Origin of the sequence: Macrococcus sp. S115 (assembly GCF_030067655.1) — a bacterium.
Lineage (GTDB): Bacteria > Bacillota > Bacilli > Staphylococcales > Staphylococcaceae > Macrococcoides > Macrococcoides psychrotolerans.
Genome location: NZ_JASJES010000002.1, coordinates 256,876 through 280,864, shown reverse-complemented (window position 1 = coordinate 280,864; position 23,989 = coordinate 256,876). Strand labels below are relative to the sequence as shown.

Below are 23,989 nucleotides of genomic sequence, written 5' to 3'. Positions count from 1 at the left end.
GATTTCTGTAAACTTTTTTGATTATAATTGAAGCTAAATGCCCTTGATACTTTCTTTATCTATAATTATGTTTTTCGAAGTTGTCTTTCTTAAATCCACCCTGCACATAATACATAACTGCTAATAGGATAAACCATAATGGTGAAACGAATAATCCCAAACGTGTGTCTTCTGCTATAAATAAGAGCATGAACACAAAGGCAAAGAATGCAAGTACAATGTAGGCTGCTATTTTTCCGCCAGGCATTTTATAAGTACTATGTTCATGAAGTTCTGGTCGTGTTTTTAAATATTTCAAATAAGCGAACATAATAATTGACCATACAACGATAAAGAATACAGTAGCAACTGTAGTTACGAGTGTAAATACAGCATTTGCATTCGGAATAATATAGTTCAATAATACGGATATTAATAGAAGTACACTTGAGAACACAACTGCATTCGCTGGTACGCCAGCTTTATTCGTTCTTTGAAAGAAGCTGTCATCTCCCTTTGAGAAGTTTTTACTTAATCCGAATAGCATACGGCTGTTTGAAAAGATTCCGCTGTTACATGAAGATGATGCGGATGTGATAACTACAAAATTGATTAAACTTGCTGCAAATCCGATACCGATCAGTCCAAAGAACTTAACGAATGGACTTTCGTTCGGATCGATTTTGTCCCATGGTGTAACACTCATGATGATGATTAAAGAACCAATATAAAATAAAACGATACGAATAGGTACACTGTTTATTGCACGAGGTAATGTTTTCTCTGGATCTTGAGCTTCGCCCGCTGTAACACCGATAAGCTCGATTCCTACGAAACTAAATATTGCCATCTGGAAGCTCAGCAGAAAACCATTCATTCCATTCGGGAAAAAACCGTTATGTGACCATAGATTAGTAAGTGATGCATGTCCAAACTTCGTTTCAAACCCGATTACAATTAGGATAATACCAACAAGTATAAGTGCGATGATTGTAATTACTTTAATGATAGCAAACCAGAATTCAAGTTCTCCGAAGAGTTTGGCTGTAAGTAAATTCAGTCCCATCAATACAACGATACAGATTAAAGAAGATGCCCATGTCGGGAAGTCCGGCCACCAAAATTGAACGTACTTCGCAACGGCAGTCACTTCTGCCATTCCAGTTACAACCCAGCAGAACCAATATGTCCAGCCTGTAATATACCCCATGAAATCTCCAAGATAATCTCTTGCAATATCAGTAAATGAATGATAATTCGTATTGGATAATAATAATTCTCCAAGCCCTCGCATAAATAAGAATAAGAACAATCCTATAACGAGGTATGTCAATAATATCGAAGGTCCTGCGAAATTGATAGATTTACCAGCTCCTAAAAATAGTCCGGTACCTATAGCTCCACCAATTGCAATAAGCTGAATATGTCTGTTTGAAAGCGCACGCTGTAAACCATTTTGACTGTTACTATTTGATTGAGTATTCACATTTTTTCCTTCTTTCCTTAGTATTTTTCTATTATGTTATGAATTATCAAAAACTTCAAACTTTTTTTGAAATATATCTATAACTAAAACTTATGACCCTCAATAATAAACTACTATAATTCATAATCATTCACAAAATAAAGACAATTAGCTATAATATGAAGTGTGAAAGCCGTTACATTGGGCATAGCAAAATTTTGTTGTAAAGGGGAAATAGAAATGGCAGAATTAGTTAAAGGGCTTGAAGGTATTATAGCTTCGAACACAAAAGTGAGTTCGATTGTTGGGGATCAACTGACATATGCAGGTTATGAAATTGATGACTTAACTGAAAATGCATCGTTTGAAGAAGTAATCTTCTTACTTTGGAATTTCAGATTACCGAATAAAGAAGAACTAGAAAATTTAAAATCTCAGCTTATCGAATATATGAATCTACACCCAAGAATGTATAGTCATTTCGAAGATTATACTGCGGATGCTGTGCATCCAATGACAGGACTTCGTACTTCATTGTCATACCTTGCTCATTTCGATCCACGTGCTGATGAGTTCAATGAAGATGCACATATGGATAAAGCGATTCGTATTCAGGCAAAAGTAGCATCGCTTGTTGCTGCATTTGCACGAGTTCGTCAAGGAAAAGAAGTGGTTAAACCAAAGAAAGAATTAAGCTATGCAGCGAACTTCCTTTATATGTTATTTGGTGAGGAACCAACAGCAATTCAGGAGGAAGGCTTCAACAAAGCATTGATTCTTCATGCCGATCATGAACTGAATGCGTCTACGTTTACGGCACGTGTCGCTGTATCTACATTATCTGATATGTATTCAGGTGTCGTTGCTGCAGCTGGTGCACTAAAGGGGCCGCTTCACGGTGGTGCAAACGAACAAGTTATGAAGATGTTGAGTGAAATCGGTTCAATCGATAATGTTGAAGACTATATCAATAAAAAAATTGAGAATAAAGAAAAGATTATGGGATTTGGTCACCGTGTGTATAAAAACGGAGATCCACGTGCTAAATATTTAAAAGAGATGTCTTGTAAGATTACAGACGAAACTGGGCATAAAGAACTTTTCGAAATGTCAGTTAAAATTGCTGATTTATTAAAGGAGAAAAAAGGGTTATTACCAAACGTTGATTTCTACTCAGCAACGGTTTATCACTCAATGGGTATCGAACATGATCTATTTACACCAATCTTTGCAGTAAGTCGTACATCTGGCTGGATTGCTCATATTCTTGAGCAATATAATGATAACCGTATCATTCGTCCGCGTGCAAACTATATCGGTGAAGTTGGCCGTAAGTATGTACCAGTTGAGGAACGATAAAATACAAATATGGAGGAATATATAATGGCAGATAAAATTACAAATTCTAATGGAGTATTAAACGTACCAAAACATCCTGTAGTTCCATTTATCATTGGTGATGGAACAGGTCCAGATATATGGAATGCAGCGAGCCGCGTGTTAGATGCAGCAGTTGAAAAAGCATACAACGGAGAAAAGAAGATTGAATGGAAAGAAGTACTTGCTGGTCAAAAAGCATTTGATGCAACGGGTGAATGGTTACCACAAGAAACGTTAGATGTGATTGATGAGTACTTAATTGCAATTAAAGGGCCTTTAACAACGCCAATCGGCGGAGGTATTCGTTCTTTAAATGTTGCTTTACGTCAAGAGCTTGATCTTTTCACTTGTCTTCGTCCGGTGCGTTACTTTGAAGGTGTACCTTCACCAGTTAAGCGTCCAGAAGATACAGATATGGTTATCTTCCGTGAAAACACTGAAGATATCTATGCAGGTATTGAATTCAAGGAAGGTTCAGAAGAAGTTAAGAAAGTTATTGATTTCTTACAAAATGAAATGGGTGCGAAAAATATTCGTTTCCCAGAAACATCAGGTATTGGTATTAAACCTGTTTCTAAAGAAGGTACAGAACGTCTAGTACGTGCTGCAATCAATTATGCAATTACTGAAGGACGTAAGTCTGTAACATTAGTCCATAAAGGGAATATCATGAAATTTACTGAAGGTGCGTTTAAACAGTGGGGTTATGATTTAGCAGAGCGTGAATTCGGTGATAAAGTATTTACTTGGTCTGAATATGACAAGATTAAAGAAGCAGATGGTACAGAAGCGGCTGATAAAGCACAGGAAGCGGCTTTAGATGCAGGTAAAATATTAATTAAAGATTCTATCGCTGATATCTTCTTACAACAAATTTTAACGCGCCCAGCGGAATTTGATGTTGTTGCAACGATGAACTTAAACGGTGATTATATTTCTGATGCGCTTGCTGCTCAAGTAGGTGGTATCGGAATTGCACCTGGTGCGAATATTAACTATGAATCAGGACATGCAATATTTGAAGCTACGCACGGAACAGCACCTAAGTATGCTGGATTAGATAAAGTTAATCCATCGTCTGTGATTTTAAGCGGAGTATTGATGCTTGAGCATTTAGGATGGAAAGAAGCAGGAGACCTCATTACGAAATCTATGGAGAAAACGATTGCTTCTAAAGTAGTTACTTATGACTTTGCGCGATTAATGGAAGGTGCAACAGAAGTTAAATGTGGTGCCTTTGCAGACGAACTGATTAAAAATATGTAATCAACAGAAGCAGTTATTTGAATTTATTCATTTAACTGCTTTTTTTAGGAGGACATCATATGAGAAAGAAAATCAGCATAATTGGAAGTGGATTCACCGGAGCTACAGCAGCATTTATCGTAGCACAAAAAGGATTTGCAGATGTTATGCTTGTAGATCTTGCACGTAATCTGGATAAAGGAAAAGGGAAAGCGCTAGATATACTTCAGTCAGCTGCCATTTTCAACAGTAGTATTTCAGTCTCTGCAACAAGTCATTACGAAGATATTAAAGACTCGGATATCATTATGGTTACTGCAGGGGTCGCACGTAAGCCAGGTATGACACGTGATGACCTTGTACAGACTAATCAGCAGGTGATGACAGAGGTTGGAGAGCAGATAAAAGTATATGCCCCTAATGCAATTGTTATCGTGCTCACAAATCCAGTAGATGCGATGACTTACACAGTACAACAAGTGACTGGCTTTCCGCATGAACGTGTCATAGGCCAGTCTGGTGTCCTTGATACTGCAAGATTCAGAACATTTGTTGCTTCTGAACTTAACATTTCAATAGAAGACGTGCATGGCGTCGTACTCGGAGGTCACGGAGATACGATGGTTCCTTTAATACAGCATGCTGATGCAGGTGGAGTTCCGCTTACTGAAATTATGGATAAGGTTACAATTGATTCTATTGTCGATAGAACACGCAAAGGAGGAGCTGAAATTGTTCAGCTTTTAGGCGATGGTTCAGCATATTATGCTCCTGCAGCTGCTATGGTTGAAATGGCTGAGGCAATAATTCTTGATAAGAAACGCATTCTGCCTGCGATTGCATATTTAAACGGCGAGTACAATGAAAGTGATGTGTATATCGGAGTGCCTGTATTACTTGGGGAGAATGGTGTTGAACGCATCGTAACGTTTGAATTAACTGCTGAAGAACAGTCCGCATTTCATCAGTCTGCTGAGGCAGTGAGAGATGTCATGCGCGTCTTGAAGTGATTTATTAATTTATTGTAAACTTTTATACGAGTTTGTGAAGTTTGTTGATCAGGTGTAGCCATATATATTTACTGTAATATATAATATAGTTGTATATATGGTCTTGGAGGGATAGGATGAGTCAGAAAGTATTAGTAGTAGATGATGAACAGTCGATTGTGATGTTATTACAATATAATCTTGAGCAATCAGGTTTTGAAGTGATAACAGCTTTCGATGGGGAAGAAGGTTTAAGTAAAATATTTTCTGAAGATCCGGATATTGTTGTTCTTGATCTTATGTTACCTAAGATGGACGGTGTAGAAGTCTGTAAAGCAGTCCGTAGTGAAAAGAATCAAGTGCCTATTCTGATGCTTACAGCAAAGGATGATGAATTTGATAAGGTACTTGGTTTAGAGCTTGGCGCGGATGATTATATGACGAAACCATTTTCTCCTAGGGAAGTCACAGCAAGGTTAAAGGCAATTTTGAGACGATCTCAGGCATTAAGACAACACGAGTCTGAAAAAGAAAACAAAGAAATAATCATTGGTAAGCTTAAAATATTGCCAGAACATTTTGAAGCGTATCGTAATGGCGAACTGATTGATCTGACGCCAAAGGAATTCGAATTATTAATCTATTTGATAGAACGACAAGGGCGTGTGATTACACGTGAACATATGCTGAATTCAGTATGGAACTATGAATTTGCTGGTGATTCACGTATCGTTGATGTTCATATCAGTCATTTGAGAGAGAAAATAGAAGAAAATCCAAAGCAGCCACAATACATTAAAACTGTACGTGGTCTAGGCTATAAACTGGATTACCCGAAACGAAATGATTAGTTTTCAAAGAAAGTTACTCATCATGCTTACAACAATGATTGTTGTAAGCTTTCTTTTAGTCGGCATGTTTATTACGACCTCTATCTCAAATGATATGAAAGTATCGATGAAACGTACGATGGCACAAGATGCAAAAATAATACAGTCTTTGGCTGAACATCAAGATTTCAACATGATCGCAGCCACTTTTGATGACGAGCGAAGTTATCAAATATTAGTCATGCAAGGTAATAAACCGCTGTATGTTACACAAGGTTTTTCTCCCGACCACTTTGAAGCTGCACTATCGAGATATACGACAGGTGAAAGTGAAGCGAATGAGTTTCGATACGATTCTGAAGATAAACAGAGCATCCTTAAAACGACAACAAAAGATACTGTCATCTATTTAATACAGGAAAACCGAATTCTGACCATTTTAAACAGAAGTATATGGAAATATATCGGGTTAATGTTATTGATGTTGCTTCCTATTCTCTATTTTATCGTGAGGTACATCAATAAAAGCTATATTCAACCAATAAAAGAAGTGACTTACGCTTCTAAATTACTGGCAAGCGGAAACTACAAAGTACGTGTTCCAGAGAGTAATGTCACTGAGACTAAGGACCTGTTTATCAGTATGAATATATTGGCTAGAACATTGCAAGACTTTATGAATGAACAGAAGCTTCAGCGTAATCGTCTGGAGACGACATTACAGAATATTCCTTCCGCTACTTTGCTTGTCAATAGCTACGGTGAAGTTGTTATAGCCAATGAAACATTTTTAAATTTTTTTAATCGTGGTAATAAAATAAAGAAAGCTCATTATGACACTGTAATAGAGCATAAAGATGTAAAACGTATGATTAAAGAAGCGATTGCAACAGAGAAACCCATCAATGAAACAATTGAACATAATGTGAACGTCCATAAAAAATATTTTGACGCGGCAGTTGTGCCTGTATTATCCAAGAAACGTAAAAGGATTGAAGGGATTGTCATTGTGCTGCATGATATTACACAGTTAAAGACACTAGAACAGATGAGGAAGGATTTCGTTGCAAATGTTTCGCATGAACTAAAAACACCGATTACGAGTATAAAAGGATTTACAGAGACATTACTAGACGGTGCAAAAGAAGATAAGAATACGCTCGAGATGTTTTTAGATATTATTCTGAAAGAATCTAATCGAATCCAGGTGCTTGTAAGTGAGCTGCTCGAACTGTCTAAAATTGAGCAGGCAAATCACTTTAATATGGTGAAAGTAAATTTACCTCAGAAAGTATTTAATAGTGTGGAAGTTGTATATCCGCTTGCTGAGAAGAAGAATATTAAATTTAATCTCGAGCTTGAAAAAAATCTTTTTGTCCTGGCAGAACCGAGCAAGCTTAAGCAGGTTATGATCAATCTACTTTCAAATGCAATCAATTACTCGCCAGAGGATGCAGAAATTACAGTAAAGGTATATCTCAAGGCGGATGAATGTATCGTTGAAATTATTGATCAGGGGATTGGTATTGCACCTGAGGAAATAACAAGAATATTTGAGAGGTTCTATCGCGTAGATAAAGCAAGAAGCAGGGACTCTGGCGGAACAGGGTTAGGTCTTGCAATTGTTAAACATATCATTGAAGTGTTTAATGGTGAAATCGATGTAGAAAGCGAGCTTGGAAAAGGTTCGACTTTCAGAATAAAATTAAAGCAGTTTATTTATTAATATAAGATTTATTTTTGTTTACTCTAGTTTAACTATTATCACATATAATATAAAAAGACGCTTTCATTTTGAAGCTTGAACGCTTGGTACATATGTGTCGGGCGTTTTTGTGCGTGATTTATGTTAAACTATGATTACTACAGTTCAGGAGGATATTATGGCTGATAAACTAATATTGATTGATGGTAACAGCATTGCTTTTCGTGCATTCTATGCCTTACCTCTATTAAAAAATCAATCCAATTTACATACGAATGCAATATATGGTTTCACGCTTATTTTAGATAAGTTGATTAAGGAAGAACAACCTACACATTTTTTAATCGCATTTGATGCGGGTAAGACAACGTTTCGCCATGAGATGTATAAAGACTATAAAGGAGGACGTCAAAAGACACCTTCAGAATTAAGTGAACAGTTTCCTTATATTCGTAAACTCGCAGAGGCTTATCAAATCAAGCATTATGAGCAGGATATGTATGAAGCAGACGATATTATCGGAACGCTTGCAAAACAAGCAACAGAAAATAAGTTAGAGACAGTCATCGTTACTGGGGACCGAGATCTAACGCAGCTTGCAAGTGATTATGTGACAGTCTACTATACAAAAAAAGGAGTTACAGATATTGATAAATATACACCGCAGTTTATTCAGGAGCTATATGGATTTGAACCAGAGAAAATAATCGATTTAAAAGGGTTGATGGGGGATAAGTCAGATAACATTCCCGGTGTCCCTGGCGTAGGAGAAAAGACTGCACTTAAATTACTACATGAATATGGTACGGTTGAAGCGGTGCTTGATAATCTGGAACATATTAAAGGTAAGAAATTAAATGAGAACTTAACAAATCATAAAGATGACGCATTAATGAGTAAGCAGCTGGCGACGATTAATACTGATGCACCGATTGCAGTAAATTTAAATGATACACTGCTCCCTGAAAAAGATGACAGTAAGAAGATCGCACTATTTCAGGAGCTAGACTTTAAGCAAAAGTTAGATAATATTGACGCTGAAACTCAAATTACTGAAGAGAAAACAATTGAAATAAGCAATCAGTTTAGTACATTTGATTTCTCGAATGTTGAATCTATGGATATTCGTATTCGATGTTTTCAGGATAATTATTTAAAGAATGAAATTATTGGGGTAGGGATATTGGTAGAAGGACATACATTTGTTATTCACCCTGATGAAATCACCCAAAATGAAACATTCATCAATGCACTGCAAAATGAAGCTACAAAAAAATATGTCTATGATGCAAAGGAAACAAAAGTTTTATTCAATAGACTGGATATAGAGATTAAAGGGATTGAGCACTGTGTGATGCTCGCATCTTATTTACTCGATCCAGCTTTGAAAATAATAGATGTTGCTCAAAGTGCGCAAATGCAAGGTATTAATTATGTGGAATCAGATGAAATGATCTTCGGAAAAGGTGCTAAGATGCACATACCTGAACGCATGGATTTATTTAAACATATTGCATCTGAAGTAAATGCAATCCATGAGGTATCAGCGCTTCAGATTAGAAAATTAAATGAACTTAAGCAGCTTGAACTGTTAACAACGCTCGAACTGCCACTTTCACTTGTTCTCGCAGATATGGAGATGCAGGGAATTAAAGTAAATAAGCAGACACTTCAGGAGATGCAGCAGGAAATTCAAAGCCGCTTAGATGAACTGATCACGCGTATTCATGAACATGCAGGCAGCACATTTAATATCAATTCTCCAAAGCAGCTTGGTGTCGTATTATTTGAAGATTTAAAGCTAGATTCACCGAAGAAGAAAAAGACGAAGACAGGATATTCTACAGCTGTGGATGTTCTTGAGTCATTAGCAGGAAAACATCCGATCATTGAAGATATATTACTCTATAGAACGCTATCTAAACTGCAGTCAACTTATGTAGAAGGATTGCAGAAGTTGATTGGAGACGACGATAAGATCCATACACGCTTCAACCAGGTTATTGCTCAAACTGGACGTCTGTCATCTATTGACCCTAACTTGCAGAACATTCCTGTAAGACTAGATGAAGGTAGAAAAATAAGAAAAGCATTCGTACCAAGTGAACCGAACTCTGTAATATTTGCTGCAGACTATTCTCAGATTGAACTTCGAGTACTCGCACATATTACTGGAGATAAAGGTATGCTTGAAGCTTTCAATCAAGGCATTGATATTCATACGAAGACTGCGATGAAAGTCTTTAATGTTGAAAAAGAAGAAGTAACAAGCGATATGAGGCGTCAGGCAAAAGCTGTAAACTTCGGGATTGTGTATGGAATCAGTGATTATGGACTAAGTCAAAGTTTAGGTATTACTCGAAAAGACGCACAAGCATTTATTGATAACTATCTTGAAAGTTTTCCGGAAGTTAAAGCGTATATGCATGATATTATTCAGGAAGCTAAGCAGCAGGGTTACGTTACGACATTGCTTAATCGACGTCGCTATATCCCAGATATTACGAGCAGAAACTTTAATTTAAGAGGATTTGCTGAACGTACTGCGATGAATACACCGATTCAAGGAAGTGCAGCAGATATCATTAAACTCGCAATGGTACATTATAACGAACAAGTGAAAGAAACTGACTTTAAAGCTAAATTGTTACTACAAGTACACGATGAGCTTATTTTTGAAGTGCCAAAAGATGAGCTTGATGCTTTCAGCTTATTTGTAAAACATGTAATGGAAAATGCATTGGAATTAAAAGTACCGCTTGAAGTTGAATATGATTCAGGTGAAAGCTGGTACGAAGCAAAGTAGGAGGAGTTATGCCGGAATTACCAGAAGTTGAACATGTGAAGCGTGGTATTGAACCACATATCACAGGAGAACAAATTATTGATGTCCACTTTTCAGATGCTGTATTAAATGGAAAGACACAGGGTAAAGAGACGATTATTAAAGGGCTTTCCCTAGATGCATTTAAGGAACGATGTATTGACACTCATATCGAAAGTGTGATGCGTCGCAGTAAATATATTATCTTCAAGTTAAAAGGAAAGGATGGGAACCGTTATATGGTCGGTCATCTTGGAATGACCGGCGCATACTTTGTCGTACCGTCTATCGATGACATTACGGTACCGAACTACAAAAAACATTGGCATGTCACTTTTACATTGAGCAGTTCGATGAAGCTGGTATATTCAGATATTAGAAGGTTTGGTGAACTGAGAATGTTAGATGAATCACAGTTTGCACACTTCGATGCAGCGATTGCACCAGAACCATTTAATGAAGAAGGTCGAGCACATTATATCAGTGCACTGCACTTGCAGAAATATCAGGATAAACCGATTAAGCAAGTCATCATGCTGCATTCGGTTGTCAGTGGATGTGGAAATATCTATGCATGTGAAGCACTGCATAATGCACGGATTAATCCGAATATAAAAGTGAAATCATTAAGCGAAAAAAGACGTACATTACTGTATGAACATATTGTCGATGTGCTGAATGAAGGCATTCTATATGGGGGCTCGACCATCTCAGATTACCGAAATGCACAAGGTGAAAGTGGAATGATGCAAAATAGGTTTAAAGTTTATGGTAAAAAAATTTGTGGAACATGCGGTAATGAAATTAAGACGAAAGTGATAGCTACACGTAATACACATTATTGTACACATTGCCAGAAATAGGAGGAGCTATGACAGTTATAGGTTTAACAGGTGGTATTGCCAGTGGTAAGTCAACAGTAGCAAATTATCTGAAAGAGAATGGATTCGCTGTAATTGATGCAGATATTGCGGCAAGGCAGGCTGTAGAAAAAGGAACCGAAGGATTAAGAAGAGTTGCTGAAACATTTCCAGGAGTGCTGAATGAAGATGGGACATTAAATCGTAAAGCACTAGGTACGATCATCTTTAACGATAAGGCACAGCGTGATAATTTAAATCAAATTGTTCACCCAATCGTACGACGTCTGATGGATGAAGAGAAAGCTGCCGCACTTTCCGAAGGCAAGGTGGTAGTTATGGATATACCACTTTTATATGAAAATAAGCTCGAACATACTATCGATGAAGTATGGGTTGTATATGTGTCATACGATATACAAAAAATGCGTCTGATGAAACGAAATGAACTTTCAGAGTCAGAAGCAGATGCACGTATCAGTAGTCAGATGTCGATGGATGAAAAGCGAAATAAAGCGGATATCGTCATTGATAATTGTCGTGATTTAGAGGCACTATATCAACAGTTAGATACGTTAATCAAACACTATAAATAGATATAAATTTTCGAAAAATTCAAATTTTTTAATTTGCAGAAAATGCTCTTCACAAGCGCTTTCATTGTGTTATACTATTTCTAAGTATTAGTATAACACTTTGAAGGGGAGATTATTTAATGAAAACAAGAGTAGCGATTAATGGGCTAGGAAGAATTGGCAGAATGGTATTTCGTGCAGCATTATTAGATGATAATTTAGAGGTAGTAGCAATCAATGCGAGCTACCCGCCTGAAACATTAGCTCATTTAACGAAATATGATACTACTCATGGTAAGTTTGAACTTGATATTGAACCAACTGAAAATGGTTTACTTGTGGATGGTAAGAAGATTGAACTCGTATCTGAACGTAATCCGGAATTATTACCATGGAAAGATATGAATATTGATATCGTTATCGAAGCGACTGGTAAGTTTAACGATGCAGAGAAAGCTGCTGCACATATTAAAGCTGGCGCTAAGAAAGTACTACTTACTGCTCCGGGTAAAGGTAATGTTCAGACCATCGTGCGTGGAGTGAACTGTGCACAGTTAGATGTTGAGAAATATGATGTTATTTCGAACGCTTCATGTACAACAAACTGTCTAGCACCAGTTGCTAAAGTATTGAATGATAAATTCGGTATTAAGAATGGTTTAATGACGACAGTTCATGCATATACGAATGACCAGAAGAATTTAGATAACCCACATAAAGATTTACGTCGTGCCCGTGCATGTGCCCAAAGTATTATTCCAACTTCTACAGGGGCTGCAAAAGCATTGTCTCTAGTATTACCGGAACTACAAGGTAAACTTCATGGAATGGCGTTACGTGTACCAACAACGAATGTTTCGTTAGTCGACTTAGTTGTAGATTTAGAAAAAGAAGTCACAGTCGAAGAATTAAATAAAGCATTTAAAGATGCAGCTGATAATGAACTTAAAGGCATCTTAGATGTAACATACGAGCCGTTAGTATCAGTGGATTTCAATACGAATCCACATAGCTCTATCGTAGATGGGCTCTCAACGATCGTTATGGAAGGTTCAAAGGTTAAAGTATTATCATGGTATGACAACGAATGGGGTTACTCTACTCGCGTTGTAGAACTTGCAGGATTAATGGGTGAACAGTTAAATAAATAGTTTCCTTGAATAACGCCGTCCAATTTAATTGGGCGGCGTTTTATGTTATGTTAGGTAGGTGTTGAATCAAGGAGGTATTTATGAACTGGATAAAATTAATAATTGCAGCACTGTTTGAGACAGGATGGGTTATAGGACTTGCACACGCAGACAGTGCGGTCGAATGGATACTCACTCTAGTGAGTGTGACATGCAGTTTTTATTTATTGCTAAATGCAACTAAATATTTACCTGTGGGCACAGCTTATGCGATATTCGTCGGACTTGGTGCGACGCTTGTCACGATTGTTGATGTAGCGGTGTATGAAGTGCCATTTGGCTGGCCGAAAGTAGTGCTGATTACAATGCTTATCATAGGTGTTATCGGCTTAAAGGTTGCTACTGAGGAGGAGAGCGTATGATGTACTGGATATTTCTTATCATTGCAGGATTGTGTGAGATGCTCGGCGTATTATGGATGAATATGTACAGTAAGTCTGGTAAGCGTCTCTATATTTTATTGCTGGTTATTACGTTTGGAATTAGTCTTTACTTCCTGTCCTTATCTTTAGCAGGGATTACGATGAGTACAGCATACGCGATATGGACTGGTATCGGTGCTGTTGGCGGGACATTGCTCGGCATTATCTTTTACAATGAATCAAGACATCCGCTTAGAATATTATGTATCGCGATTATACTAGGGTGTACCATTGGACTTAAATTATTAAATTAAGGAGAAACAGGTATGATACCTATTTCTCCTTTTTATTAGTTTTCAATTGTATTGGATATGGCAATGTCTTTACGAGCGTGTCCGCCATCCTATCATAACCGAGTACGTGAGGGTGGAGACCGTCATCAGTAAGTTCATTGCGTAAGTAGTCGATACCTTCTTTAGTTTCAGTCATCATTGTGTAGTAATCAATAAATTGTGCATCATGTTTTATGCACAGCCGAACTATTTCCAGGTTGATTGCCTTAACAAGTTTAGAACGCGTAATAAATCCGTCGAGCTGTGGACGATTCGTTGAAGTGAGTGTTGCTACAGCAATATTAATATTCTTGGCTTTAGCCATAATAACCATTGCTTCAATATCTTCTAAAATACGTGTCTTGATGTGTATCTGGTTGGCTTCAGTTTGATCATCATCAAGTTCTTTCGTGTTATTGATACCGATGGCTAATACAATCCAGTCAGGTTTCAGCTGAATGGCATCCGCAACAAAACGTTCGCGTACCCACTGAGAACGATCATTACCGATACCGCGGTTAATAATACGTTTACCATTATGTAACGCGAAATAGCTATCAAGGTCCCAGTAATCTGTAATGGAATCTCCGATGAATACAATGCCGACCGGATCTTTAAGGTAAAGAATCGTTTCATTTCTGTGGTTGAAACTTTCTCTCAGCTTATTTACAGGGTTTCCTTCTTCTCGTTTTGACAGATGAATATAATGAGGTCTCATTTGTTCATTCCTTTCTTTGGTTTATTGGTAGATTATCCAATTGTAGCAAGTGTAAACTTAAATGTTTAGTAAATAAACATGATAATGTATAATTGAGAAATAAATATAAATGAGGTGAGTGTCTTGAAATGTCCAAAATGCAGCTTTAATCAATCGAAGGTCGTTGATTCAAGACATGCAGACGATATGAATGCGATCAGAAGACGTCGTGAATGTGAACAGTGTGGTACACGTTTCACAACGTTTGAACGCATAGAACTACAGCCTTTGATTGTCGTGAAAAAAGATGGAACAAGACAAGCCTTTAATCGTGATAAAATTGTACATGGTCTTGTGCGTGCATGTGAAAAGCGTCCTGTTCCGTACGAATCTCTCGAACAGATTACGGATGCAGTGGAGAATGCATTAAGAGAAAAAGGGCAGTCTGAAATTTCATCTGTCGATATCGGTGAAATTGTAATGGAGCACCTGATGCAACTGGATCAAGTGTCTTACGTACGCTTTGCCTCTGTCTACAAAGAATTTAAAGACGTCGATCAGTTGCTCCGTACGATGAGTGATATACTCAATGAAAAGAATAAAAAGTAGGTGCAAAGATGGAGCGTTATTTTACTGAATTGAATGGAACCGATGAGTTTATCGTTATCAGCAACTATGTTGCAACACAAGTTACTGAAGATGTACTAACTACATTATATACACCCCTAATCGGAGTTGAATGTATTGGCGTCTATCAGTTTATGCGTCAGTTTCTCACAGGTTATGATCAGACAAGCGACGTCATCAATCATTATGTTATTTTAAGTGAATTAAAGATGAACTTAGCGCACTTTGAAGTAATACGTAAACGTTTAGAAGCAATTGGACTACTGAAAACATATATGCGTATTGAAGATAATCAGAAGTTTGTCTATAAACTCATTGCACCCGTCATGCCATCTCAGTTCTTTAATGATCCAATGCTCTCTGTATTCTTGTTCCAGCAAGTAGGTAAGCCGAGATATCAGCAGCTAAAGTCAAGGTTCTGTAATGAAACGTTAAATCTGGACGGTTATCAAGATGTGTCAAGTAAGTACATGGATGTATTTGGTACACCGAAATCTCCGGAAAAGGCTATTTTTGAAGGAAATGAATATCTGGTAAAGCAGCATGAATCGCTCGGAATACCCGTTCACCAGCATACGTTTGATTTTGATTTACTGGAGATGCTGCTCGCACAGAATTTAATCACGAAAAGTCAACTGCCGAAAGCGACGCGTAACTTAATTGTTCAGCTAGCGACACTGTACGATATCGCAGCACATGATATGCGCGGCATCATTTTGAAATCACTGACGAGTGACCAGCAAATTTCACATGAAGATTTACGTAAGAATGCCCGGGACTTCTATCAGATTGAACATGACGGCCAATTACCGCAGTTAACACCTCAGCAGGTAAAAGATGACGCGCCAGAAACGAAACTGACCTGGTTTGAATTGATGGACACGACAAGTCCGATAGATATGCTTACTTCATTTAGTAAGTCTGAACCGACAATTAAACAAAAGCGTATGATTGAATCAATATTAGAACGCGAGCAACTGCCATTTGGTGTAATGAATATATTATTGCAGTATGTCATGTTTACAAATGATATGAAACTGCCGCAGAGTTATATCGAAGAGATTGCTTCAAACTGGAAGAAACAGAAGCTATCGAACAGTGAAGCAGCCTACAAGTATGTGAAGTCATTTGAACAGAAGAAGCAGGAGAAATTGTATAATAAAGCAAATCACTATAAAAAGAATAATACGGTGCAAAGAGAACTGACACCGAAATGGCTGCTTGAAGAACAACAGCCAGCAGTTAAAGAGGATACAGATAATATTGACCTGGAAAAGGAAAGACAGAAGTTATTAGAAGAATTAAATCAATCATGGGAGGAGGATAAATGATGAAACATATGGGTTCGATACTGCATACGAACAGCGATATATTTAAACGTATTGAGGCAATAAAAGAAGAAACGATTAAAGAACCTGATATTAAGCAGTTTATTAAAGAGAATCACATAACAGATAAGATGATCGATAATGATTTATCTGTACTACAAGAATATAAAGATTCTTCAAAGATGTGCGATGCATGCGAATCTTACAGTAAGTGTAAGAACTTTGTACCAGGACATACGCCTGAACTGTATGTTGAAAACAATAAAATTAAGATTAAGCACCTCCCTTGTCCATCTAAACTCGCTCATGATGAAGCTCAGAAGATGAAACAGTTTATTACTGCAATCCACATGCCGAAGGACGTACTAAATGCAAAGCTTGCACAGATACATTTAGATGATAAAACGCGTATCGATATCGTGCGTCAAGCAAACATCATTTGTCGTGATATCGCAAGAGGTAATGATACGAAAGGGATGTATATTCACGGTCCTTTCGGCACAGGTAAGTCGTTTATACTGGGTGCGATTGCCAACGAACTGAAGGAACGCTATATTTATACGACGCTCCTGTATTTTCCTGAGTTTATTCGAGAACTTAAAAATGGCTTCAGTGATGGTACATATAACGAACGGCTTAACCGTGTGAAAAATACGCCTGTACTTATGCTGGATGATATCGGTGCAGAAGATTTGACGCCATGGGTACGTGATGAAGTGCTTGGACCTATTCTCAACCACCGTATGATGAACAATATGCCGACATTCTTTAGTTCAAATTTCGATTTCAAAGAATTATCTCATCATTTATCAATGACAAAGCATGGTGCTGAACAGACGAAAGCAATGCGTATTATGGAGCGCATCGAGACATTAAGTGATGCTTATATGTTATCAGGTAAAAACTATAGACGTGAAAAATAAAATTTGAAAATCCCGACAATATGTGTATAATATTAGGTAACAAACAACAGAAATGTTCGTCTATATGAATAACATCATAAGGATAAGACGATGATTCCTTAATTTATAGAGAGCTGATGGTGGTGAGAATCAGCATTTAAGATCATTTGTTACTCCCTTATGTTCATGATAGTTAATCGCTATCCGGCTCAAGACCGTTATCTTATGTAGAGTTGCTGAGCAATCAGTAATTAGGGTGGTACCGCGAATAGACTTCGTCCCTTTTGGGATGGGGTCTTTTTGTTGTTTAAAATAAAATAAAAAAGTGAGGCGTTTTGAATGAGTGAAATTAATATTAAATTTCCAGATGGTAATGTAAAAAGTTTTGAGGCTGGCGTTACAACTGAAGATATTGCAGGTTCAATCAGTCCTGGTTTAAAGAAGAAAGCTTTAGCAGGAAAATTTAATGGACAAATGGTTGATTTATCAACAGCACTTGAAACAGATGGAGACATCGAAATCATCACGCCTGAGTCTCCTGAAGGTATTGAAGTATTACGTCATTCAACTGCCCATTTAATGGCTCAAGCGCTAAAGCGTATGTATGGTAATGTGCATTTCGGTGTAGGTCCTGTTATTGAAGAAGGTTTCTACTATGATATCGATACAGAGCATAAGATCTCTAGTGAAGACCTACCTGAAATTGAAAAGACGATGCGACAAATTGTCGGAGAGAATATCAAGATTGAGAGACGTGTTGTCAGTCGTGAAGAAGCGAAGAAGATTTTCGCTGATGATCCATACAAACAGGAACTAATCGATGCAATCCCTGAAGATGAGAATGTCACTATCTATTCGCAAGGAGAGTTTACAGATCTTTGTCGAGGTGTGCATGTGCCTTCAACTGCTAAGATAAAAGAATTCAAGCTATTATCAACTGCTGGTGCGTATTGGAGAGGTGATGCAGATAACAAGATGCTGCAGCGTATTTATGGTACTGCATTCTTCGATAAAAAAGCGCTGAAAGCACATCTGAAGATTCTTGAAGAACGCAAAGAACGTGATCATCGTAAAATCGGTAAGGAGCTGGAGCTCTTTACAACAAATCAGCTTGTAGGTGCAGGTTTACCGTTATGGTTACCAAATGGTGCAACAATTCGACGTGAATTAGAGCGTTATATCGTGGATAAAGAAGTTGCACTTGGTTATGATCATGTATACACACCGATTATGGGATCGGTTGATCTGTATAAGACGAGTGGTCACTGGGATCATTATCAAGAAGATATGTTCCCTCCGATGGAAATGGACAACGAAGCGCTTGTACTACGCCCGATGAACTGTCCACACCATATGATGGTATACAAGAATAAACCACATTCATATCGTGAATTACCAATACGTATCGCAGAACTTGGTATGATGCATCGCTATGAAGCGAGTGGAGCGGTAAGCGGGTTACAGCGTGTGCGTGGTATGACATTGAATGATGCGCATATATTCGTTCGTCCTGACCAGATTAAAGAAGAATTTATTCGCGTCGTTCAGCTTGTTATCGATGTGTATAAAGACTTTAAGTTCCAAGACTATAAGTTCCGTCTAAGTTATCGTGATCCAGAAGATACTGAAAAGTACTTCCAGGATGATGAAATGTGGGAACGTGCACAATTGATGCTTAAAGAAGCGGTAGATGAAATGGGACTGGATTATGAGGAGGCGCCAGGAGAAGCCGCATTCTATGGTCCTAAATTAGATGTACAGGTTAAAACAGCTTTAGGTAAAGAGGAGACACTTTCAACTGTACAGCTGGATTTCTTATTACCAGAACGATTTGATCTGGAATATATCGGTAGTGATGGTGAGAAACATCGTCCAGTAGTAATCCACCGTGGTGTGATCTCTACGATGGAGCGCTTCGTTGCTTTCTTAACTGAGGAGTATAAAGGAGCCTATCCATTATGGTTAGCGCCTAATCAGCTTGAGATTATCCCAGTTTCAAATGAGGTACATTATGACTACGCGCGTAAACTCTATGATGAACTGAAATCACAAGGTGTCCGTTGTCATATCGATGACCGCGAAGAAAAGATGGGATACAAGATTCGTGAAGCTCAGATGCATAAAGTTCCTTATCAGATTGTTGTAGGAGATAAAGAAATTGAGCATAATGAAGTGAACGTTCGTCAATATGGTAAGAAAGAATCTAAGACAATCGATCGTGATGATTTCATCTGGTCTATTGTAGATGAGATTCGTCTAAAAAAATAAGCTTGAAAAATTATGATAAGTAATGTATATTTATCATTAACTTAATATTCCTCGTTGAGGTAGAGGTCGCATTGTTTAAGAGTATACTGATGGATACGTCATACACGTAATTGAAACCAGTAGAAAGGAAACGATGCCGAAGAAGCTAAGTGTATGAGCTTAAATTCTGGGCTGTTACTGAATAAGTAACAGACTGTCACACATATTGTGATGCGCTACTAAATGGTAAGAAGAATCATTTATGGATGCATACAATTGTGTGCATCCATTTTTATTTATAGAAGGGAAGTTATTACTTTGTCAGAAAGTACAAATCAAGTACAAAGAAAATTGAAGCAGCGTCATATATCTATGATTGCCATCGGTGGATGTATTGGTACAGGATTATTTATGACCAGTGGAGGAGCTATCCGTGATGCTGGACCCGGTGGGGCGTTACTTGCATTTACAATTATCGGAATTATGGTCTTCTTCTTAATGACATCACTTGGAGAAATGGCAACGTATCTTCCGATTTCAGGAAGTTTTTCAACTTATGCAACACGATTCGTTGATCCGTCACTTGGATTTGCATTAGGCTGGAACTATTGGTTTAACTGGGTGATTACTGTAGCGGCGGATGTGAGTATTGCTGCAAGTGTAATTAAATACTGGGCACCGATGGACTTCTTACCAGGCTGGGCATGGAGTTTAGTCTTTTTAGCCATCATTTTATTTTTGAACACATTATCAGTGCGCGTATATGGTGAAAGTGAGTATTGGTTCGCGATTGTTAAAGTAGTAACAGTTATCTTATTTTTAGGGATTGGTGTACTGACAATCTTCGGAATAATCGGAGGAGAGTATTTAGGGTTCAAAAATTTCACGACTGGTGAAGCACCGTTTCTAGGTCATGGATTAACCGGAAGCTTCTTAACGATTCTTGGTGTATTTTTAGTTGCAGGCTTTAGTTTCCAAGGTACAGAGCTTGTAGGAATTACTGCAGGTGAGTCTGAAGAACCAGAAAAAACGATTCCAAAAGCAATCAAACAAGTATTCTGGAGAATATTAATTTTCTATGTTTTATCTATTCTAGTCATTGGTTTAATCATTCCTTACACAAATCCGAACTTAATGGGAGGAGACAGTGTTGCGAAGTCGCCATTTACATTAGTTTTTGAAAATGCTGGACTTGCGTTTGCAGCGTCATTTATGAATGCTGTTATCTTAACGTCAATTCTCTCAGCGGGTAACAGTGGTATGTATGCTTCAACACGTATGTTATACGCGATGGGTAAAGACGGATTAGCATCCCGTAAATTTTCTGAGACCAATCAGAAAGGGGTTCCGATTCCGAGTTTATTAGCGACCTTCATAGTTGTGCTGATTATCTTCTTAGTTGAACGTGTGGCCAGTGGTGCATATGAATATATCGTTGCGGCAAGTGGATTAACTGGCTTTATCGCCTGGCTCGGTATCGCTATTAGTCATTATAGATTCCGTCGTGCATTTTATGCGCAGAACAAAGATTTATCAGTATTGAAGTATAAAGCAATGTGGTTCCCATTCGGTCCAATCTTTGCATTCATACTATGTCTCTTTGTAATTATTGGTCAGGATACGGACCTGATTATAAATAGAAACTTTGACATGAATGGCTTTATGATTACATATATGGGAATTCCTATTTTCTTAGTATTTTTCTTCTATCATAAACTGAGATATAAAACAAAGAAGATCCCATTAGAAAAAGTTGATTTATCACAAGATACAGATATGAGTAAATATGAAAAAATAGATGTTGACATTGATGCATAACCCTGTTATTATTAAGTCTGTTGAATACGAAACGGACAAGTAGAAGCATCCCGCTTCTCGCCCTGAAGACGCAATAGCAGTTACAGGGTTAAATAACATGGTTAGACATGTCTATTTTTTAGCGGGTGCATAATGCATTCGCTTTTTTGTTTGTCTTCGTAAATCATATAGGAGGTGTCAACCATAGCTAAAGATCAAACTCAAATCAATGACAAAATTCGCGCGAAGGAATTACGTTTAATTGGACATGATGGTGAACAACTCGGTGTTAAAACTAAGTTTGAAGCAATCGAAATTGCAGAACGCGTAAATCTTGATGTTGTTCTTGTTGCACCAAACGCTAAACCACCCGTTGCCAAAATTATGGATTACGGTAAGTTCAAGTTTGAGCAGCAGAAGAAAGATAAAGAAGCACGCAAAAAGCAGAAAGTTGTTACGGTTAAAGAAATTCGTTTAAGTCCTACAATCGAAGATCATGACTTTAATACGAAACTTAAGAATGCACGTAAGTTCTTAGAGAAAGAAGATAAAGTCAAAGTATCTATTCGTTTCCGTGGACGTGCCATTACGCACAAAGAATTCGGTCAGCGTGTATTAGAGAAATTTGCAGAAGAATGTAAAGATCTTGCGACTGTTGAACAAAAACCAAAGATGGATGGACGCTCAATGTTCTTAATGTTAGCGCCTATCGTCGATAAAAAACAAAACTAGGAGGATAAAAACATGCCTAAAATGAAAACTCACCGTGGTGGAGCAAAACGTGTTAAAAGAACTGGTTCAGGGAAATTAAAACGTTCAAGAGCTTACACTTCACATTTATTTGCTAACAAATCAACAAAACAAAAACGTGGATTACGTAAAGCATCTTTAGTTTCTAAAGGTGACCAAAAACGCGTAGCACAAATGTTAACGTACGTAAAATAATAATAGGAATTTTAAGGAGGAATTATAATGCCACGAGTTAAAGGTGGAACAGTAACACGCGCCCGTCGTAAAAAAACGATCAAATTAGCTAAAGGTTACTTTGGTTCTAAACATACATTATATAAAGTAGCAAAACAACAAGTAATGAAGTCAGGTCAATATGCATACCGTGACCGTCGTCAAAAGAAACGTGAATTCCGTAAATTATGGATCGCACGTATCAATGCAGCAGCACGTCAACACGATATCAGCTACAGCCGTTTAATGAACGGATTAAAAGTTGCTGGCATTGATGTTAACCGTAAAATGTTATCAGAGATCGCTATCTCTGACGAAAAAGCATTTGCTGAGATAGTAAACCAAGCGAAAGCAGCTTTAAAATAATAGTAATTAAAACCGTTCAATGATGATATTTCATCATTGAACGGTTTTTTTGTTTTTTCTTGCAAAATAAATTATATAGGGAAATCCCTATTCATCTACTTATGTGAACATATTCACAACTAATTAAGCTATAATAAAAATATATCTAATAAAGAGGTGGACACCTATGAAAGGAATCATATATATTGCACATGGATCAAAGATGCCGGATAAAAATGAGCGCTTTAGAGCATTTATTGACCATATTATTTCTAAGCGTCCCGAGAGAGTGCAACAGCTAGCTTTTCTGGAAAAAGATGCTGAGAATGTACCCATTGTTACACGTCGTATGATAGCACTTGGTGTTACAGAATTATTGGTGATGCCGATGCTCTTATTTCCGGCGATGCATGCAAGAGAAGATATTCCAGAACAGCTTGATGAAGTGTTGAAGGACTTTCCTTACATAACATATCGCATTGCCGACTGTTTCGGTGATGAACCGAGCGTGTACCAGGTGTGTGAGCGCATCCTCTCTGAGTTTAGCGACGAAACAATTTTGATTACAGCCCATGGTAACAAAAGATTTACTGAACCCGATGAGCGTCTTACTGCTATGGTACAAGTAATGCAGCAATCGACAGACCAGACGCTAGTTCCGGCAATGTTATATGGTAATTTAAGTCTTGAAGAAAAACTAAAGACGATGGATAAGCATCAGAAGATTGTAATTATGCCGTATTTCTTATTCGATGGTCATCTCGTGCACAAGATTAAAAGACTAAGTCAGCCATTCATTGAAGCGGGATATGATATTTCTTTTACTGAAACATTAGATTTAGATTTTAATATGGCTCAAGGCGTATTAAATAAGCTCAAAGCGCTTGAGGAGTGTACCCATGTATCCGGTCATGCTTAATTTAGAAGGGAAAAATATTCTTATTGTTGGTGGAGGCAGAATTGCAAAGCGCAAAGTAAATGGTTTACAAGGTGAAGGGGCACATATCACTGTCATAGCACCAGAGATAGATGCTGAAATAGAGCGCATGGATGTTGCATGCATCCAACATCCATTTATAAAGCAGGACATCAGTCAATATGACATCGTGTTTATTACAACAAATGATGACGATGTCAATAAGCAGGTGATGGAATGTGTATATGATAATCAGCTTGTTAATGATTGCTCAAATAAGAGTAACTCAAACTTCTTTAATGTAGCGTCTTTCAAGCATGAGGATATGCGTATTATGATTTCAAGCGAAGGTGTAAGTCCAGAGAAAAGTAAAGCACTTAAACATAAAATTAAAGCGTTATTAAAATAAACCATTGAATTGAAGAGGAGAA

At 37.6% G+C, this 23,989-nt stretch carries 23 protein-coding genes, 1 riboswitch and 1 other annotated feature; of the genes, 21 read left to right on the top strand and 2 right to left on the bottom strand.

The annotated features are described in order from the left end of the window. Nucleotides 1-55: 55 nt before the first annotated feature. Nucleotides 56-1,465 (bottom strand): amino acid permease, encoded by a 1,410-nt coding sequence (locus tag QNJ52_RS04635; RefSeq protein WP_219492508.1) that lies wholly within the window; start codon nt 1,463-1,465, stop codon nt 56-58. Nucleotides 1,466-1,684: 219 nt separating this feature from the next. Between QNJ52_RS04635 and QNJ52_RS04630 the strand changes: the two genes are divergently transcribed. The 11 genes from QNJ52_RS04630 to QNJ52_RS04580 all read left to right on the top strand — a co-directional run bounded on the left by QNJ52_RS04630 (nt 1,685) and on the right by QNJ52_RS04580 (nt 13,718). Further along, entirely contained in the window at nt 1,685-2,803 is a 1,119-nt protein-coding gene (locus QNJ52_RS04630; protein WP_219492505.1) for a citrate synthase, read from the top strand. A gap of 24 nt (nt 2,804-2,827) precedes the next feature. Beyond that, entirely contained in the window at nt 2,828-4,090 is a 1,263-nt protein-coding gene (icd, locus tag QNJ52_RS04625) for an NADP-dependent isocitrate dehydrogenase (RefSeq protein WP_283721991.1), read from the top strand. Between the two features lie 59 nt (nt 4,091-4,149). Beyond that, the gene (gene mdh, locus QNJ52_RS04620; RefSeq protein WP_283721990.1) at nt 4,150-5,079 is read left to right on the top strand and encodes a malate dehydrogenase; all 930 of its coding nucleotides are present in this window, start codon (nt 4,150-4,152) and stop codon (nt 5,077-5,079) included. Between the two features lie 116 nt (nt 5,080-5,195). Beyond that, nucleotides 5,196-5,909 (top strand): response regulator transcription factor, encoded by a 714-nt coding sequence (locus tag QNJ52_RS04615; protein WP_219492500.1) that lies wholly within the window; start codon nt 5,196-5,198, stop codon nt 5,907-5,909. Next, entirely contained in the window at nt 5,902-7,614 is a 1,713-nt protein-coding gene (gene pnpS, locus QNJ52_RS04610; protein ID WP_219492497.1) for a two-component system histidine kinase PnpS, read from the top strand. Before QNJ52_RS04615 ends, pnpS begins: the two co-directional genes overlap by 8 nt. Before the next feature lie 157 nt (nt 7,615-7,771). Next, on the top strand, nt 7,772-10,399 hold the full coding sequence (polA, locus tag QNJ52_RS04605; RefSeq protein ID WP_219492494.1) for a DNA polymerase I: 2,628 nt from the start codon (nt 7,772-7,774) through the stop codon (nt 10,397-10,399). 8 nt (nt 10,400-10,407) lie between these two features. After that, nucleotides 10,408-11,280: a bifunctional DNA-formamidopyrimidine glycosylase/DNA-(apurinic or apyrimidinic site) lyase gene (gene mutM, locus QNJ52_RS04600; protein WP_283721989.1), complete on the top strand. Its 873-nt coding sequence runs from the start codon at nt 10,408-10,410 to the stop codon at nt 11,278-11,280. A gap of 8 nt (nt 11,281-11,288) precedes the next feature. Next, nucleotides 11,289-11,873, top strand: coding sequence for a dephospho-CoA kinase (gene coaE, locus QNJ52_RS04595; RefSeq protein ID WP_241427443.1), 585 nt, complete (start codon nt 11,289-11,291; stop codon nt 11,871-11,873). Between the two features lie 119 nt (nt 11,874-11,992). Next, complete coding sequence (locus QNJ52_RS04590) at nt 11,993-13,003, top strand: glyceraldehyde-3-phosphate dehydrogenase (protein WP_219492486.1); 1,011 nt, start codon at nt 11,993-11,995, stop codon at nt 13,001-13,003. Nucleotides 13,004-13,083: 80 nt separating this feature from the next. Next, nucleotides 13,084-13,404, top strand: a complete 321-nt coding sequence (locus QNJ52_RS04585) for a DMT family transporter (protein ID WP_219492483.1) — start codon at nt 13,084-13,086, stop codon at nt 13,402-13,404. Then, entirely contained in the window at nt 13,404-13,718 is a 315-nt protein-coding gene (locus QNJ52_RS04580; protein WP_219494841.1) for a DMT family transporter, read from the top strand. Before QNJ52_RS04585 ends, QNJ52_RS04580 begins: the two co-directional genes overlap by 1 nt. A 19-nt stretch (nt 13,719-13,737) precedes the next feature. Here QNJ52_RS04580 and QNJ52_RS04575 read toward each other — a convergent pair whose 3' ends face one another. Beyond that, a complete protein-coding gene (locus tag QNJ52_RS04575; protein ID WP_283721988.1) occupies nt 13,738-14,454 on the bottom strand; it encodes an SGNH/GDSL hydrolase family protein in 717 nt (238 codons plus the stop codon). Between the two features lie 123 nt (nt 14,455-14,577). Here QNJ52_RS04575 and nrdR point away from each other — a divergent pair, with 123 nt between their 5' ends. From nrdR to QNJ52_RS04525, 10 genes are all read left to right on the top strand, one after another. After that, entirely contained in the window at nt 14,578-15,042 is a 465-nt protein-coding gene (nrdR, locus tag QNJ52_RS04570; RefSeq protein ID WP_101140221.1) for a transcriptional regulator NrdR, read from the top strand. 8 nt (nt 15,043-15,050) lie between these two features. Continuing rightward, nucleotides 15,051-16,391 carry a replicative helicase loading/DNA remodeling protein DnaB gene (locus tag QNJ52_RS04565; protein ID WP_101140222.1) on the top strand — a complete coding sequence of 447 codons (1,341 nt, stop codon included), beginning with the start codon at nt 15,051-15,053 and terminating at the stop codon, nt 16,389-16,391. Further along, nucleotides 16,391-17,311 (top strand): primosomal protein DnaI, encoded by a 921-nt coding sequence (gene dnaI, locus QNJ52_RS04560; RefSeq protein ID WP_219494840.1) that lies wholly within the window; start codon nt 16,391-16,393, stop codon nt 17,309-17,311. The genes QNJ52_RS04565 and dnaI overlap by 1 nt, the downstream gene beginning before the upstream one ends. A gap of 318 nt (nt 17,312-17,629) precedes the next feature. Next, a complete protein-coding gene (gene thrS / locus QNJ52_RS04555) occupies nt 17,630-19,558 on the top strand; it encodes a threonine--tRNA ligase (RefSeq protein WP_283721987.1) in 1,929 nt (642 codons plus the stop codon). Nucleotides 19,559-19,610: 52 nt separating this feature from the next. After that, nucleotides 19,611-19,784: riboswitch (Lysine riboswitch) on the top strand. A 125-nt stretch (nt 19,785-19,909) separates the two neighbouring features. Continuing rightward, entirely contained in the window at nt 19,910-21,355 is a 1,446-nt protein-coding gene (locus tag QNJ52_RS04550; protein ID WP_241427518.1) for an amino acid permease, read from the top strand. 31 nt (nt 21,356-21,386) lie between these two features. Beyond that, nucleotides 21,387-21,511 (top strand) — a sequence feature (ribosomal protein L20 leader region). An 18-nt stretch (nt 21,512-21,529) separates the two neighbouring features. Further along, a complete protein-coding gene (infC, locus tag QNJ52_RS04545; RefSeq protein WP_219492475.1) occupies nt 21,530-22,066 on the top strand; it encodes a translation initiation factor IF-3 in 537 nt (178 codons plus the stop codon). Between the two features lie 12 nt (nt 22,067-22,078). After that, entirely contained in the window at nt 22,079-22,279 is a 201-nt protein-coding gene (gene rpmI, locus QNJ52_RS04540) for a 50S ribosomal protein L35 (RefSeq protein ID WP_012657249.1), read from the top strand. Nucleotides 22,280-22,306: 27 nt separating this feature from the next. Then, nucleotides 22,307-22,663 (top strand): 50S ribosomal protein L20, encoded by a 357-nt coding sequence (gene rplT, locus QNJ52_RS04535; RefSeq protein WP_219492472.1) that lies wholly within the window; start codon nt 22,307-22,309, stop codon nt 22,661-22,663. A gap of 166 nt (nt 22,664-22,829) precedes the next feature. Continuing rightward, the gene (locus tag QNJ52_RS04530) at nt 22,830-23,561 is read left to right on the top strand and encodes a sirohydrochlorin chelatase (protein WP_219492469.1); all 732 of its coding nucleotides are present in this window, start codon (nt 22,830-22,832) and stop codon (nt 23,559-23,561) included. Further along, complete coding sequence (locus tag QNJ52_RS04525) at nt 23,542-23,967, top strand: precorrin-2 dehydrogenase/sirohydrochlorin ferrochelatase family protein (RefSeq protein WP_219492465.1); 426 nt, start codon at nt 23,542-23,544, stop codon at nt 23,965-23,967. Before QNJ52_RS04530 ends, QNJ52_RS04525 begins: the two co-directional genes overlap by 20 nt. The last annotated feature ends 22 nt before the right edge of the window (nt 23,968-23,989 follow it).

What these genes read in the sequence shown, in the direction of transcription:
- QNJ52_RS04525 (WP_219492465.1), top strand. Translation starts at nt 23,542, where the DNA reads ATGTATCCGGTCATGCTTAATTTAGAAGGGAAAAATATTCTTATTGTT.
- coaE (WP_241427443.1), top strand. Translation starts at nt 11,289, where the DNA reads ATGACAGTTATAGGTTTAACAGGTGGTATTGCCAGTGGTAAGTCAACA.
- QNJ52_RS04565 (WP_101140222.1), top strand. Translation starts at nt 15,051, where the DNA reads ATGGAGCGTTATTTTACTGAATTGAATGGAACCGATGAGTTTATCGTT.
- QNJ52_RS04575 (WP_283721988.1), bottom strand. Translation starts at nt 14,454, where the DNA reads ATGAGACCTCATTATATTCATCTGTCAAAACGAGAAGAAGGAAACCCT.
- QNJ52_RS04585 (WP_219492483.1), top strand. Translation starts at nt 13,084, where the DNA reads ATGAACTGGATAAAATTAATAATTGCAGCACTGTTTGAGACAGGATGG.
- polA (WP_219492494.1), top strand. Translation starts at nt 7,772, where the DNA reads ATGGCTGATAAACTAATATTGATTGATGGTAACAGCATTGCTTTTCGT.
- QNJ52_RS04550 (WP_241427518.1), top strand. Translation starts at nt 19,910, where the DNA reads ATGATTGCCATCGGTGGATGTATTGGTACAGGATTATTTATGACCAGT.
- rplT (WP_219492472.1), top strand. Translation starts at nt 22,307, where the DNA reads ATGCCACGAGTTAAAGGTGGAACAGTAACACGCGCCCGTCGTAAAAAA.
- QNJ52_RS04530 (WP_219492469.1), top strand. Translation starts at nt 22,830, where the DNA reads ATGAAAGGAATCATATATATTGCACATGGATCAAAGATGCCGGATAAA.
- thrS (WP_283721987.1), top strand. Translation starts at nt 17,630, where the DNA reads ATGAGTGAAATTAATATTAAATTTCCAGATGGTAATGTAAAAAGTTTT.
- rpmI (WP_012657249.1), top strand. Translation starts at nt 22,079, where the DNA reads ATGCCTAAAATGAAAACTCACCGTGGTGGAGCAAAACGTGTTAAAAGA.
- QNJ52_RS04590 (WP_219492486.1), top strand. Translation starts at nt 11,993, where the DNA reads ATGAAAACAAGAGTAGCGATTAATGGGCTAGGAAGAATTGGCAGAATG.
- dnaI (WP_219494840.1), top strand. Translation starts at nt 16,391, where the DNA reads ATGAAACATATGGGTTCGATACTGCATACGAACAGCGATATATTTAAA.
- icd (WP_283721991.1), top strand. Translation starts at nt 2,828, where the DNA reads ATGGCAGATAAAATTACAAATTCTAATGGAGTATTAAACGTACCAAAA.
- mdh (WP_283721990.1), top strand. Translation starts at nt 4,150, where the DNA reads ATGAGAAAGAAAATCAGCATAATTGGAAGTGGATTCACCGGAGCTACA.
- QNJ52_RS04615 (WP_219492500.1), top strand. Translation starts at nt 5,196, where the DNA reads ATGAGTCAGAAAGTATTAGTAGTAGATGATGAACAGTCGATTGTGATG.
- pnpS (WP_219492497.1), top strand. Translation starts at nt 5,902, where the DNA reads ATGATTAGTTTTCAAAGAAAGTTACTCATCATGCTTACAACAATGATT.
- mutM (WP_283721989.1), top strand. Translation starts at nt 10,408, where the DNA reads ATGCCGGAATTACCAGAAGTTGAACATGTGAAGCGTGGTATTGAACCA.
- QNJ52_RS04580 (WP_219494841.1), top strand. Translation starts at nt 13,404, where the DNA reads ATGTACTGGATATTTCTTATCATTGCAGGATTGTGTGAGATGCTCGGC.
- QNJ52_RS04630 (WP_219492505.1), top strand. Translation starts at nt 1,685, where the DNA reads ATGGCAGAATTAGTTAAAGGGCTTGAAGGTATTATAGCTTCGAACACA.